Below are 15,791 nucleotides of genomic sequence, written 5' to 3'. Positions count from 1 at the left end.
AGTACTTTGATTATCGTTATTACTATCCGCCAGGATAGTAATTTTTTTTATCCCATTTCTCAGTTTCTTCTTTTGAGCAAATTCAGAAAAAAATTTTCAGAAAGTTCTTTCTTTACAGCAAACCCTCCAGCTGTTGGAAAACAGGAATCAATGATTTTCCTTTTTCAGTAAGATAATATTCTATATGCAGGGGTTTTTGCTTAATAACAACCTTCTCTAATAAATCGGTTTCCTGCATTTCTTTTAATGCAATTGATAAGGATTGTTTATTAGAACCTTTTATATCCCGTAACAAGCTGCTGAATCGTAGGCTAGATTTAGCTGCAAGGCAGAATATTTCAGGTTTCAATTTTCCGGAGAGTAATCTTAAAAGCTTTTGGGCAGGGCAAATTTCCGTAGTATTGGATACGGTTTTAGCAGTCACATTTTTCTGACTCATTGTGTGTGTTTTTTTAACCTTGTATTTTTGCAAAAATAACCATTAATAATAAATATACTCTCACGCTATATTTATTAAAAAAACACAAAAAAACTTAATAACCATCCTCTATAAAAAAACACCTTTTATTGTATTTTCTAATTTACACTGATTGCAAGCCTGCAATACTGTGAGATTTGATTATCAATTATTCTTAAACATACATACATACTAACTAACAAAAAACATGCGTATGAAAAAAAAAACTTTATTATCGACTTTGATGGTAATATGCTCTATTACCTCAGTCTATGCTTCATCACGAGGTGATACGAGCCTGCGGCTCTATCATGATCATCCTATATTGGAAAGCGTTATTCCGGTAACGACTTACACCTTTGATCTGGATCCCCTTATCGTGATTTCACAAAATGTGAATGAAAAAGGAGCGGTTGTAATGAGTGGCCAGCTCGTAAAACCTGTCACAGACAGTGACATTCTCATTTCTGTAAAATATCAGAATGCCCAGGGAGAATGGATCACCGCCTGGTGCAAAACTTTATACTCTTCCAATCAGTATAATGAAAATCTTAATGCTACTTTTGAACTTCCGGCCTCGCTTCAGAGTCCATACAATCTCAAAGTACAACTAAGTTCGGATTCAAATAACTTCTCCAATGTCACATGGAATAAAACTGTAACGCATTATAAATTTGGTGATTATTCGACAGGCAACTGTGAACTGGATGAGAATGAGTATACTATTTTATTTACGCCTAAAAAAAGCGGTACCGTTTTATATAATACCGACGGAAGTGTTTCAGGAGTAAGAGACAGGGTAAAATCACAGCATCTGTATAAGAAACTGGATGATATTGTTTTATCAGTGAATGCAAACGGTACGTTAGATAACACGAATGCCAATGCACCTGTGATCAACATTGAAAATCCTAATAATCTCGGTACGATTGTCAGCTCACAGAAATATATCTATCAGGGCAGCGATACGAGCCCTTTTGAATTTTCTTATCATGATCCTGTGTATGTATTTGCGGGTAAGTTTTCAAGCTCAGGTTTCTTTATTAACTTCAGTAACTGGTTTTTACCTCCTGAAGAGGGCGGAGAACCTTGGGGCAGAGGATATTTGGATTTTACCAATCCTAATGCTTTAGTTAACAGGTATTACAATCTTTACAATTACATCAACGAGAAACTGACCGATATCATTGCGGATCAGGAACCTGTAGTGATTGTTGTAAGCAAAATAACAGGCTTCAGGGTATACAAATCCTCCGGACAATATATCACGGTCAATGCATTAAGCAATTATAATACAGTAAATGATTTCGGCTACCCCCCTTTGTATCAAAAACAGAGAGGACCGGGATCAGAAAATTTTTCATTGAGCAATACTTCCAAAGCTTCATTGTATGGAATAGGAGCCATCAGAAACAGAAAGGTACTGGCCGACTGGAACGGTCCGATGAGACCCCTTCCGGAAGTGGAAGCTGAGATCAAAAAATTTATAAAATATGTAGGTGTTTTTGGAAATTCAACAGCTTATGATTCAACAGACTGTTCGAACGGCTGCGTTGCGATTAATGCAGGAGCACAGCCTGATGATACCGTAAAAGACTGGACTAAAGCTCCAAACAGCTATATTTTCACAGGAAAAGATAAAAACGGCAATACTGTAGACGGATTATATATTCCCGTAAAAAAAGCCTATGAAATGTGGAAAAACGGAAGTTATATGAAAGGTCAGGATCTGCCTGCCGGAACCATAACAGCCGATGTATTATGGGAAGATAATATGGGACTGATAAAATCTAAAGAAAATTATACTTTAGATATCATTGGTAGTGATGCCAATGCAGAAATAAAAGTGCCTGTAAATAAAGTAAAAGAAGGAAATGCCGTCATAGCTTATAAAGTAAATGGAGTGATTTTCTGGTCTTGGCATGTATGGGTGACTGATGATCCGACAAACGGTTCTACGTATAAAAGTTATGATGACGTAAAAAGAGAATTAAGCAACGGTACTGTAGAAACTATTCCAAATTCTGAATGGGGATGGATGGATAGAAATCTTGGTGCTTTGGGGAGTTCCCTTAACGGCGATGGCTGGAACAGAAGCGGCGGACTTGTGTATCAGTGGGGAAGAAAAGATCCTTTTCCTTCATTAACAAATAATGATGCCAGCTTTTATCAGATAACCGGTAGTATGGGTAAAATCGTGTATGAAGATGCTGCAGGAAGACTGAAATATACCAACAGTCCTTTTAATGATTACAAAAACTTTAATGATTTAAGACTTTTCACCAATAAATCTACCGCCAATATAACAGACAACATCAGAACATCGGTAAAAAATCCTTTGAGTTTACTCTATGTAAATGATGATAACACTACAACACCTTCTGTATATGGGACTACAGCTGATGGTATTCCGTACTATTACAACTGGTTTGGGCAGGTACCAGGATTACAGACCAGTGAATTGAGTAAAGTTAATTTATGGTCAGATAATTCCAAGGGAATACCAACACCAACATCTGATATTACAATTCCACAACCGTATAGAAATAAATCTTCTTATGACCCATGTCCTAACGGATGGAGATTGCCTTCGGTTTTAGTGGCATCGTCAACAAAAAATGTAAGGATGGATTTTACCCCTTTCGGGCCTAAAGTTAATAGTCCGCTTTCAGCTTTGAACGGCGTTCAGTCTAATATTCCTCCTGGATTAAATAATCTGAAACCTTATCTTGCCGGTATAAAAGTATATCCTCAATATGGTTTTGATATGACTAATGTAGGAGGTAACAACATCGGTATATTTCCGGGGACAGGCTGGATAGGAAGAGGAAAAAGCGGTGATGGAAGATATCATACTAAAGCAACATTCACAGACCAGCTTGAAACGTACTTATGGACTGCTACAATGACCAGCTATAGCGGGTATTCATCAATAGCCAGTGCGTTAAGATTAACTCCGTCTTCAGATCAGATCGTCAACGGATATCAGCCGGACGCTGCCAATTATCCTAATGTGTATGGTTTGTATAGTTATAAACCAGCAGACGATTATCCAACGAATAATGCCCATGCATGCAGATGTATCAAAGATCCGTTATTTACCAAAAATAATTACGATTTCGAAACTAAATATTTTACTGAAACAGAAACTTACACAGTAGGATTAGATAACCCAAACAGCTACATGATTACAAAATCTACCGCAGATCAAGTAATCTCAATCCCTGTGAGCAAAGCTTTTTCTGTACAAAGTAATTATTTAGGGAATACCCAGATTTTAAATGCTGCAAGTTTTACTGATTTAAAGGCGAATGTACTCTGGACTGACAATAATGGTTTAATCACTCAGTTAACCATAGATAATCCGTCTTCTAAAGATGCTAATATCAACGTAAAAGTAAATGCTAACAAAGCAGGAAATGCCATCGTTACATTGCATAATGGCTCCATAAGCAATCCTGTGTATTGGAGTTGGCATATTTGGGTAACCAATACACCCGCAAGTTCTCTTACCTACGCAAATGACACCCCTATTACTACAGATAATTATATGAATTATACGCAACAGGGAACGATCATGAAAACAACAATCCTGGATAGGAATTTGGGAGCTATTGATGCTATGCCCACATCATATGCTCAGTCGGCAGCCGAAGTAACCCAACTGAATAATTCACAAGGATTACATTACCAGTGGGGCAGAAAAGATCCTCTTCCTACCTTTACGAATATAGCTCCAAATAATACTAAATTCAATGTATTCTTGGGAACTACTACTAATGGTACTGTAACGTATTCGGCTTTAACAGAAGCCACATATAATTCAAGTAATGTGGTGAATTATAACACCTATAAAAGCAGCATTAATGCAACTGACAAAATAGATGTAAGAATAGAAAAACTACTTGGATATTCTGTAGCAAACCCGTTAAAATTCATGATGCCGACCGTTACATATCCTACACGTCCTGACGTAACGTACGTTCTAGGTTCAGACTGGCTGTTTGATACCAATTATCATGGTTTATATGCTGAAAGATGGGGACTAGGCAGTAAAAAATCAGTATTTGATCCATGTCCGGGTGGATGGAGAATCCCGGAGACCGGTACAAGCCCTATAAAATCTTCTCCCTGGAGTTTAAAAAACAATCCTGAATTTTTTACCAGTGGCGGAAGTGATGGTAAAGCTGTTGATGGTACTGAAGCAGGATATTACGGATCGGTTATTACTCATTACCCTGCCGGAGTTACCAGCCCGTATGGCAGAACGGTAGGATTTAGATTTGATAACAGTTTATATAATGTAGGAGGTTATCCTAAAGGCTATATGAGAGGTAAAAGATCTGTGATGTATACAGGTGCATTAAACAGCACAATTGATGCAGCTTCAGCCGGCGGAATCTGGTATGCTAATTTACACCAGAACCTTACAGGCAGAGGCACCTTTATGAGTTTTGACAGATTCAACAGGATTTTGGTGAAATATACAGATGCAGACCCTTATGCAGCCATGAACTGCAGATGTGTAAAACAGGAAGATAATGGTGCACCAAGAGGTCCATTGCCAGGTATTCCTGTAACACAAAATACAGGGGTGCAAGCCAAACAAGCTTTTAGCAAAGCAGTGATAGAAGAAAAAGTAAAAGATGATAAACTAGTTTTATATCCTAATCCTGTAAAAGATATCCTGCATATCGATGCAAAAGATGACAAGGAGTATTACTATCAGATCTATAATATGTCTGGCCAGCTTGTGAAAGAAGGTAAGTTCACAGATAAGCAGACAGATATCTCTTCCTTATTGATTGGAACTTATCTGATAAGAATTAACAATTCTGAAACGATAGTAAAAATTAATAAACAATAGATTTAAAAAATCAACAAAATGATTGGCCCCCAGAAAGTATCTGACTTTTTGGGGGCTTTTTTATGGAGAAATAATCTTTTTGATACTATTTCTCCGTTTCTTCTTTTGAGTGAATCCATTTCAGTGTTCCATTTTTACCGAAACGATAAGTATCCTGCCACCATCTTGCCCCACCTCTGCATCCGGTATTCAGCAGTTTTTTACTTTTATCTATTGACACATCACACAGACACGAACATTGAGATTGGGAATAATCCGGTTCTTTAAGTTCTTCAAACCGTTTGTTCACAGGATTATACAGCCATATGGTAAACGTCCTGTACACTCCCATTCCGGCATCGGGAATTGAAAACGCAACATCATCATAGCCGTCAAAATTATAATCGTCTATGATACTTTGTCTTGCTGCATCAGCGTTATCAATTGAAGGTAAAACAGTTTTAAAATAAGTTCCGTCTGCATATTTAAAGCTGAGATCATCGCTGTAGAAATGATTGAAAGAAATCATCACCCCATTCAGGAAATATTTATTGATGCCGTCATAGGTGTCCTTTTTATTTTCGGTCATGGCCAGTTTAAACTTTCTGCCGTCTTTTTTTCGTTCATAGCTCACATCCGAAATCTGACGAAGTCCTTCCGTCAGACGGTACGTTCCATTCACTTTTCCATCTGCTATTTCATCCCAGACATAAGAAGTAAAATCGGGTTGTCCATCACTCCGCCCAGTGCTGTCAGTTGTCACGCTTTTTATTTGTAAAGGAATGATCCCTTTCTCTCCTTTATATTGTACAAATGCTCCCCTTCCTACCCTTCCATAATATATTTGCAGGCTGAATTCCTTTGGCTCCCCGACCGAGTGTAAGGTAAATGGTTGCGCTTTAATAAAAACGGACATGATAACAATACAGATCAGCAATAATTTTTTCATGATCGATAGATTATTAATCAAATTAATTTCAAGAAATGTTATACTACAATATTAAAATTAAAATTAGAATAATCACTAAAAAATAGCATAGCTTCAAATATTATATGCTTCGAAAATGACTTTGTGAGTCTTAAGATATCTTCTCTTTCCGAATGTCTGTTAATTATTTAAATTCTTAATATATTCTGATGGTGTCATGTTGATTCTATCTTTAAATGCTTTAATAAAGGTCGTTGTACTTTTATAGCCAATTTCTTCAGATATTGCCTGAATCGTATATTTACGGAAGGTTGGATTGTGTTGTAATTCTACCAACAAATAATTTATCCGAAGATCATTTACATATTCTGAAAAAGACATTCCCTTACGCTCATTGATTATTTTAGATAAATAAGCGGTATTCGTATCGAGCTGTTTGGCAATACCTGCAAGTTTAAAATTGTTTGATAAAAATTTTTTCTTTGATTCAAGCATGTCCAGATTTTTAAGAATGCGATCAACTACCCTATCCTCAATAACTACTGTTAAATTTTCATGCATTTCGAGGGCAGTCGGTTGAATAGGAACATTACTTTTTTCCTCTATTTTTTTCTGAAATTCTACAAAAATTCCATTTTTGCTTTTATTATAATCATATCTTATATAAAAAACAGCAGAGATAAAGAGGAGTGTTATGAAGAATATCAATAAAAATGTATTTTTCCTGTTCTTCTTTATCGTTTCTTCAGAGGCATATTTAATCTCTGACTTTTCATAGACCCCAAGAAAATTATTTCCGGAATGAGCCTGAATATTTTTTTTATTTATTTCAGCGAGGCTTAGTTTGGCAAATTTGTATGCATTCTTATTATCATTACTATTTTCGTAGTTTATACTTAATAAATGGTAACTTTTTAATTTATTCTCATATGTGCATTTAGGAGATAATTTTTCATTAAAGATTTTGTTAATATAATAAAAAGCGGAATCAGTTTTTTTAAGGAAAGTATATATTTCAGCCTTTCCCATCCAAACGGCTTCCCGGGAGAAATTTTTATCCATTAGTACTGAATCTTTTTCACATGCATTATAGAGTAGTAATGAATTCTTGTATTGCTTTTTCAATAATTCGATATTAGCCCGTCGACACATAAATAATGCTTTTGAGTATACACAAAAATCCGGAAGGCTTTTCATTATTCTGTAGGCATTTTCATAATGATGATGGGCAGAATCTAATAGTTTTTCATTACCCGTGTCTTTATACCATTTAATAAACGTGTCTCCAATAGTATTATAGGTTGATGCAATTTCTTCATTTTTAAGAAAGCTTCTGTATAAGAAATTTTTTGAATCTAAATGAATATCTTTTAAATGCCTATTGAGCAGTTCAACACTTTTTTTATAATTCCCTAATTCTGCATGCGCAACAGCATAAAAAATGATTTGCTTTTTCTTATAAACTGCACCCATCCCTTGTGAGAATATATTTAGATATTTCAATCCCTGTGAAATGTTACCTAATCTCTTTTCAATATAAAATAATCTTGTTATCCCAATATGTTTTAATCCCTCATATTGTAATACACTTAAATTACTTTTATTAATCTCTACCTGATCTAAAGATAACAATACTGCATTTTTCGCTTCCAGATATTTTCCTTGTTTATAAAGTACGGAAGCTGAGTCCAGCTTAATCAATAAATGATATTGTAAGGGATACATTGATATTCTTTTAAATTTTAAATTTTCATTAAGAAGTTTTAAATGCACTAAGTCCCATTGATTTTTTTTGATCAGGCTGTCTATTTTTACGGATTCTTTTTCAGAAAATGAGTTTTGAGGAAATATCTTTATATATAAAAATAGGAAGATAACTATTATCTTTTTTGTTGAAATCATTTGTGTTTTGTGTTTAATTAGTTTTGTACAAATCTAATATAAATTTATGTGCTGAATGCATGTAAATACAAGTGTTATTTACTCTGTAAATGTATCTTCAATCTAATAACTTTTATCATCATACATCTCATAAAATAACCCCTGCAATTTGCAGAGGTTATTTTTTAAAATGTAAATTGAGTTGTAATTACCTTTAGGCTATTCTTTAATCATTTTTACAACCGCTTCAGAATCATTAATTCTAATCAGGTAAGCTCCGGAAATTAAAGAAGAAACATTTGTCTGCTTATTCTCGAACTTACCGGTCTTCACAAGCTGTCCGGACATATTATAAATCTGGTAATAGTACTCTTTATCGTCTCTGGCATCGATATACAGGATATCTTTTACTGGTATAGGATAAAGTACCAGCTTATCTGTAATTACTTTTTGTTCAATTTCTTTTTTCATAAAAGTATTCACAGCCTGTTTTCCTGTGTTTTGTGTTACAGGAAGAGCCTGGATAGCCCCCTGTTCTTCATTACCTTCATATCTTACTTTTACACAACGGCAATTCATTCCAAAATAGGGATCTGCCCAGTCATTATGAGGAATTAAAACATTATCAGCTTTGCTGATCAGCATATTATTAGCCCGCCCATAATAGTTTGAATTTAAAGAAGCCGTCCAGATACCTGCCAATGCTGATTGGAGTTTGGTGTAATCCGGAGTTCCTCCTTCATTCGCATTTTTAAGGATATCTCTATACCCTCTGATTCCGATAAAAGGATAGTTTCCAATTTTATAAGAGCTATCATTAAACTGGTAGCCCAGCCCGTTTCCAACACGAACTCCTCCATACACACTAATATTTTGAGCCTCCATTTCATTCACATCTTTTTTGGCCCATGGGAAATTACTGAATTGCGCACTAGATGATACAGAAGCTACATCAGGGATTCTCCATCCAGCCGGACATGGATCGAACGGTGACTTTTTATCTCCTCTACCCCATCGGTCCGCACCTATATTGGTTTCGTTAGATAACCAGTCTGACCCGTTAGTGTAGTTTTTATTATTATTAAAGATCGGGGCAAAATTACTCGGGACCATAAATACTAAAGGATTTTTAACGGAGTAAGAAAGCACCTTACTTACTTTTGTACTGATCTTGTCTGTTGCTGCTACGTTAGCATTGGATGTATTCGTATACGTATTATAAGGGATGATATAATTTCCACTCGCATTGTTATAAATCCCGCTGTTAAGAACAGAATAACTTATAGTACCGTCTGCATTCACGTTTCCTAAATAGATCTCATATGCCGTTCCATCAGGATTTACAAACGGAGGAATAGGATCTTTTCTTCCCCACTGATACTGCATTCCACCTGATAATTTAATTTTCTTTAATTCTTCAGTATCTGGTGAAGAAGGAGTAACAACTGTCGGGAAAGCTTCTTCTGCTCCCAGGTTACGGTCCATAAACTCTGTCTGTAGTACAGTTCCTTTTTTGACATAGTTCACATAATTAACAGCAGCTGCTATAGGTTGTTCGGTAGCATAAGGGTCAATAGTAGCTATAGGCGACTTCGTCACCCAAATATGCCAGCTCCAATATACAGGGTTCGTAATACTGCCGTTATGTAAGGTCACCACTGCATTTCCAGATTCGTTTGGCTTAATTTTTACGATAAGATTTGTACCGGAAATATCTGCTAACGAAGCTACGTTGCCACTCATTGCAACACTTTGGATCAGATTGGTATTAGTCGTCCATAAAACATTCGCTTTTAAATTATTGAAGCTTTCAGTTTTTAAAATATCAGGATTGCCCAGTAGCTGACTTTGAGCAGAAAAAGCTTTGCTTACAGGTATCTGCTGCTCCTGTACTCCACTGCTCATCACAATCTGATAAGTATTCGGATTATATAATCCTTCACTATATTTTGGAGCATCCTCAATAAAATAATCTGATGGTGTTATTGGAAAATCATATTCATTTTTTACAAACAAAGGATCTTTGATACATCTGCATGCCAATCCTTCTGAAGTCTGGTTCTTCCATAATGGATAGTATTCATATCTCCCCCATACATTTGGGAAGTTAACAGCATCCGGACGGTAATTATTGATATACTGCCCTGCATCAGGTAATAATCTTAAACTTCTTGCTACTGTTGAAGGGGTAACATCATACCATCTGGACATCGTTGCGGTCCAAAGATAAGTTTCATGTCCATCCGTATATTCTGAATTATAAGCGTATAAATTACCTGTACCAGGAAAAATACCTAAATTATTTCCTGAAATATTCCTCATATCAAAACCTGTTTGAGGATATATTCTGAAGTTCTGCATATATGCCGGCATATTAGTATTAGACGGCAGTATCGTTTTTGGCATCGTATTATAAGTAGTTCCTGCATTTGGATTGATTCCAAACGGGGAATAATCAATTCTCACATCATCTACATAGCTATAATTTCCAAGGTTAGCCACCAACATAGACGGTATTCTCCATCCATTAGGACATGGGTCATACGATGATTTATTCTTATAAGGTCTTTTTTGAGAATTAAAATTATAATTTGAAGGGGTAATCTGCCCTTGAGAATTATCCGACCATAAATTCAGTTCTCCCAACCTTTCTGCTGTAAGTGATGAAGAAGTTCCAAACCAATTATATGGAAGGTTTAGATTATTGTTATAAAACGCCTGATTACTATCATTATTATTTTGGATATAAATCAAACTCAACGGATTTCTTATAGAGAGCTGAATATTGTTTTTTACGCTGGCATCCTGCAGTTTTACACGCCTTTCCAACTCATCAAGTGAAGTACCTACCCATTGATTGGTTTCATGAGCATCAAAGTGTCTTACTCTTTTTCCAATAGAGCCTGTAACTTCATAAAAATCATCTCCTTTGGCCACTAATGCAGGAAATGGATCTTTTCTTCCCCATTGATACAGAAGACCTCCATTCTTATTCAAGTTTGTTCCTGTCATAGAATTACCAATGGCACCTAGATTTCTGTCCATCCATCCCCAATCTGAATTAGGAATATCTTCCAGAGTCCCATTTTTTAATTGTCTCTGCACAGCTGTATAACTCTTATAAGTTGATCCGTTAGTGGGGTCGTCCGTCACCCAGATATGCCAGGACCAATACGTTTCTCCATTTATTTTATAGGTAACAACCGCATTTCCTTTTTTAGCTTTATTAACAGGTACTTTTATTCTGGCATCTGTTCCTGTTCCTATTATGTCTAAAGCATAATTCTCCCCAGTTTTTATTAAACCATGAACATCTTCCCAAAGTACATCCGCTGTTACAGTTCCACTCGGAATAGGATTTCCAGCAATAAGATTAGTTGTGCTATTCCACATCGTGTACGCCTTTTTTACGGGAATATAAATACCGTCTACCTCATTATTATTTTGGTCTTTTCCTGTAAAAATATAAGAGTTAGGAGCTAAAGTCCAATCCCTGCAGTCTACTGAATTTATAACCGCTGACGCAGAAGCTGTACAGCCATTTGCACTCTTTACCATAATGGAATAAGTTCCTGCTGCAAGACCCGTTTTCACATTAGAAGTCTGATAAGTTACTCCTCCATCAAAACTATACTCTACTCCTGAAGCAGGAGAAGTTATGGTAATATTGCCTGTATTGACAGGGCATGCAGGTTGTACAATCGTAAATACAGGTGCATTTGGAACAGCAGGAGCCTGGTTGATAGTAACACTTGTTGCATCTGAAACAGCACCTTGTATACTTTTTACTTTTACCAGATAGGTTCCTGAAGCTAAACCGGAAATCGTGTTCAAAGATTGAAAACTATTACCATTATCAAAACTATAAGTCACCCCCGTATTTGGAGAGGTAACTGTAATAGATCCGCTCGGAATACTGCATGAAGGCTGTGTAGCAACAGCTGTTGGAGCATCCATTTGGATGGTTTGTATATAATTATTGATTTTTAATGAAGAAACTAAACTATTACCATAGTCTGCATTCAGTTCCGCATGGTGACTACCCACGGTAGAAAAAGCTATAGCCGGATTATTTAGCGTAGAGGTGAGTACATTGGTACCGTCTTCAAAATTCCATAATACTGATGAAGGTGTTCCTTGTGAAAGGTTTGTAAATTGTACATTACTGCCAACAGTAGTAGAAGTTGGGGCAGCAGAGAATTCAGCAAGTGGAGAAAATGTAAAGCCGTAACCAAAATTTACATTAGCATTCACATCTATTGCTTGTCTTTGCGAACCATTATTGGTATATAATTTTACCTTTATATAGTATTTTCCTGGAGATAAAGGATAATTGATCACCTCAGGGCTTCTGGAGTTAAGCCATCCCTTTGCACCATCACTCATGTATGTTGTCAGGGTAATTTGTGTCTCCGTTTCAGTTCCGTCAGTATTCTTTTTTACCAGATAGGTCCAATTCCTTACAAAAGATAAAGATCTTAAATTTAAAACTGCTGTAGTAACTCCTGTAGGAATTTCAATTTCTTTACTCTTATACTCATGGTAACCTGTGATGGCATTATTTCCTGTTATCCATCTTGAAATACCCGCTACATCACCTGTAGATGCGGAAGACCATCCTGTAAATGTATAACGTATAACAGGTGTACTTACCACTCCATTGATATCAGCATATGACCAATCAGGATCAGGATCAGGATCCGCCATCAGAGAACCATCATTATTTCTGCCAGTGCATAAATCAATAATGTTTCCCGTAGTCACTTTGACTGTTCTTGTTGAAACAGAACTTCCCGAAGCATTGCTTACCGTAAGTTTTGCAGTATAAGTTCCTGCCGCCGCATAGGAGATACTGGGAGTAGAACTTGTAGAGGTTGCAGGATTTCCTCCTGCAAATTCCCATGAAAATGAGGTGGGATTCCCATCACTTGTACTCGAAAAACTTACGGTATTGGCTCCTGTAGCGGTAGCCGTAAATTTAGATAATGGACTTTGTGCAGTGACAAGCATGGCACAAAATAAGAGAAAAAGTAAAATGTTTTTTTTCATAAGTTGGATTTTTTAGAATGAGATATTTATTTATCCTATCTAAATCTATTGAAATCCCCTTGCGTATAAAATATATTGTTCACCAAATTTATAAAACTGAGGTTTCATTTTTAAAAAAAAATAAATACTCAAAACACTGAATATCAACAATTTAAACCATCAATATATATCTCAATGATAATCTGAAAAATTGGTCAACTTGACCAATGATTCTCTAAGATTTATTTGTACAGATTGATATTGAAGACCTTAATCCAGCCTTATGATAAGCTTGAACTTATTGTTTGCATATCATATCGAAAATACCCTGCTCATTTCAAAAACTCTTTGGCTGTTTTAGGAAGGTTCATAACGTCTCGGGCTTAAACGTTCTGCCTTTTCCGGAGAATTATTCCATTATCCCGCTAAATTCCATTATAGGGGCTGTACTCTACCTTTTGTATTGATGTCGGATAATTTTAATGTCTCTGGTAATTCGTAAGTAAATAGAAGTCTTTGCTAGAGAATTAGCTTTAGTTTCTTTATTATATTCAGATTGTGATCTTTAATGCTCTTGAGCCGATATAAAACAAAAAATGCTTTAAAACATATGTTTTAAAGCATTTTGTACTACTCTGATGGATCAGTTGCGATCCGGACGGGACTCGAACCCGCGACCTCCGCCGTGACAGGGCGGCATTCTAACCAGCTGAACTACCGGATCAATTTTTTTAAAGTAAATTGAGAAAACTTCTGCGATCCGGACGGGACTCGAACCCGCGACCTCCGCCGTGACAGGGCGGCATTCTAACCAGCTGAACTACCGGATCAATTTTGTTTTAAAAGTAAATTGAAAAAAACTTTTGCGATCCGGACGGGACTCGAACCCGCGACCTCCGCCGTGACAGGGCGGCATTCTAACCAGCTGAACTACCGGATCATTTTCTGTTTGTTTAAAGAACTTGTTTCTTTTTTGTGATTGCAAAATTACACCTTTTTTCGTTACCTGCAAATTATTTACCAAAAAAAAGCCTTCCAAAAGCGGAAGGCGTTCATTATCAAACTTATTTTTTTACAAGTGTGCGCTTAATTTTTCAGCGATCACCTCTTTTGGAGTTACACCAACTAATTTATCAACCACCTCACCGTTCTTAAAAATTAGAACTGTAGGGATATTTCTGATACCATATTGCATAGAAATTTCCTGATTGTTGTCTACATCTACCTTTCCTACGACTGCTTTTCCTTCAAAATCATTTGCTACTTCCTCGATGATTGGTCCCAACGTTCTGCAAGGTCCACACCATACTGCCCAAAAGTCTACTAATACTGGTTTATCAGATTTTAAAACCGTTTCCTGAAATGAGCTATCCGTAATTTCTAAAGCCATTTTGTTTCTTTTATTTAAATTAATATTATATTTCTATTTAATGTCCAATTGGATATTCAAAATTACAATTTTTAAGTAATAAGACTATCTATGCTCAACATTTGTTTTTTCTATAGTAAAATCGCTTGAAATTTCTTTCAGGGCACTGGCCAGCGCATCAATATCAGCTTTGGTTGTCATATGGCTGAATGAGATACGCAATGGTGTACATTCATCCATTTCATCTTCTGATAACACCATCATCATGACCATCGAAGGTTTAGAAGCCCCGGAAGAGCATGCACTCCCCTGAGAGATCGCAATCCCTTTCATATCCAGCTGAAGTCCGATTAAAGGGTTCTTATAAGGCAGTAAAGCACTTAAAACCGTATAAAGACTATTCTCTTTTTCCGCACTTCTTCCATTGAACTTAATTCCGGGAATTGATGCTGATAACTGTTCTATAGCATATTCTTTAATGGCCTGCATATGGTTGGTATACGCTTCCATATTTTTCAGAGAAATTTCCAGTGCCTTACCAAGTCCAACGATACCGGCAACATTTTCTGTTCCAGCTCTTAAACTTCTTTCCTGAGGACCTCCGGTGATAATTCCTTTTAAACCGCTTGATTTTCTGATGAACGCAAACCCCACTCCTTTCGGACCGTGAAATTTGTGTCCGCTGCAAGAGGCAAAATCCACAAGAATATCAGAAAAATCTAAATTCATATGAACCATTGTCTGTACCGTATCCGAATGGAACAACGCATTATTGGCTTTGCACAATGCAGATATCTTTTTAATATCTGTAATATTTCCAATCTCATTGTTGGCATGCATCAGGCTTACCAATGTTTTCTTATCAGAAGCTTTCAGTAAGGTTTCTAAAGTATCAAGATCAATGTCTCCTTTTTCATTGGGACGGATATAGCTCACCTCCACTCCTTTTCTGCTCTTCATATCCAGAATACTTTCGGAAACACATTTATGTTCCAAAGGAGAGCTGATGATTCTTTCCACTCCAAGATGCTCAACACTTGATTTAATAATCATGTTATTAGATTCTGTTCCGCAAGACGTGAAGATAATCTCGGCGGGACTTACGTGAAGATAATCTGCAACCTGTCTTCTTACATTTTCAATAAGAATCTTCGCTTCCTGTCCAAAACTGTGCGTTGAAGAAGGATTCCCAAAATTCATCTTCATGGTCGCAACCATTGCATCAATAACTTCTTCTGAAATGGGAGTTGTTGCGGCGTTATCTAAATATATTTTATCCATT

Annotated in this window: 7 protein-coding genes and 3 tRNA genes; 1 reads left to right on the top strand and 9 read right to left on the bottom strand. The window is 36.3% G+C overall.

Annotation, left to right across the window (positions count from 1 at the left end; all coding sequences use genetic code 11):
• Positions 1-112: 112 nt before the first annotated feature.
• A complete protein-coding gene (locus tag IW15_RS09025; protein WP_051881873.1) occupies positions 113-439 on the bottom strand; it encodes a winged helix-turn-helix transcriptional regulator in 327 nt (108 codons plus the stop codon).
• Positions 440-671: 232 nt separating this feature from the next.
• Here IW15_RS09025 and IW15_RS09020 point away from each other — a divergent pair, with 232 nt between their 5' ends.
• Positions 672-5,324, top strand: coding sequence for a T9SS type A sorting domain-containing protein (locus IW15_RS09020; protein ID WP_165585172.1), 4,653 nt, complete (start codon positions 672-674; stop codon positions 5,322-5,324).
• Positions 5,325-5,409: 85 nt separating this feature from the next.
• On the opposite strand, the gene IW15_RS21960 is transcribed toward IW15_RS09020, so the two are convergent.
• The 8 genes from IW15_RS21960 to IW15_RS08980 form a co-directional block, all read right to left on the bottom strand.
• Positions 5,410-6,252 carry an XAC2610-related protein gene (locus IW15_RS21960; RefSeq protein WP_051881871.1) on the bottom strand — a complete coding sequence of 281 codons (843 nt, stop codon included), beginning with the start codon at positions 6,250-6,252 and terminating at the stop codon, positions 5,410-5,412.
• Positions 6,253-6,411: 159 nt separating this feature from the next.
• Positions 6,412-8,133 carry a helix-turn-helix domain-containing protein gene (locus IW15_RS09010; RefSeq protein ID WP_034710708.1) on the bottom strand — a complete coding sequence of 574 codons (1,722 nt, stop codon included), beginning with the start codon at positions 8,131-8,133 and terminating at the stop codon, positions 6,412-6,414.
• A gap of 198 nt (positions 8,134-8,331) precedes the next feature.
• Positions 8,332-13,161: a PKD domain-containing protein gene (locus tag IW15_RS09005; RefSeq protein ID WP_084681389.1), complete on the bottom strand. Its 4,830-nt coding sequence runs from the start codon at positions 13,159-13,161 to the stop codon at positions 8,332-8,334.
• 629 nt (positions 13,162-13,790) lie between these two features.
• Positions 13,791-13,864 (bottom strand) — tRNA-Asp (locus IW15_RS09000).
• A 32-nt stretch (positions 13,865-13,896) separates the two neighbouring features.
• Positions 13,897-13,970: transfer RNA gene (locus IW15_RS08995), tRNA-Asp, on the bottom strand.
• A gap of 36 nt (positions 13,971-14,006) precedes the next feature.
• A tRNA-Asp gene (locus IW15_RS08990) sits at positions 14,007-14,080 on the bottom strand.
• A 132-nt stretch (positions 14,081-14,212) separates the two neighbouring features.
• On the bottom strand, positions 14,213-14,554 hold the full coding sequence (trxA, locus tag IW15_RS08985; RefSeq protein ID WP_394331243.1) for a thioredoxin: 342 nt from the start codon (positions 14,552-14,554) through the stop codon (positions 14,213-14,215).
• A 60-nt stretch (positions 14,555-14,614) separates the two neighbouring features.
• Complete coding sequence (locus IW15_RS08980; protein ID WP_034710705.1) at positions 14,615-15,790, bottom strand: cysteine desulfurase family protein; 1,176 nt, start codon at positions 15,788-15,790, stop codon at positions 14,615-14,617.
• Position 15,791 lies beyond the last annotated feature (1 nt).

Source organism: Chryseobacterium soli (assembly GCF_000737705.1).
GTDB lineage: Bacteria > Bacteroidota > Bacteroidia > Flavobacteriales > Weeksellaceae > Chryseobacterium > Chryseobacterium soli.
The sequence above is the reverse complement of the archived record's forward strand: the minus strand, read 5'-3'. Positions and strand labels throughout refer to the sequence as shown.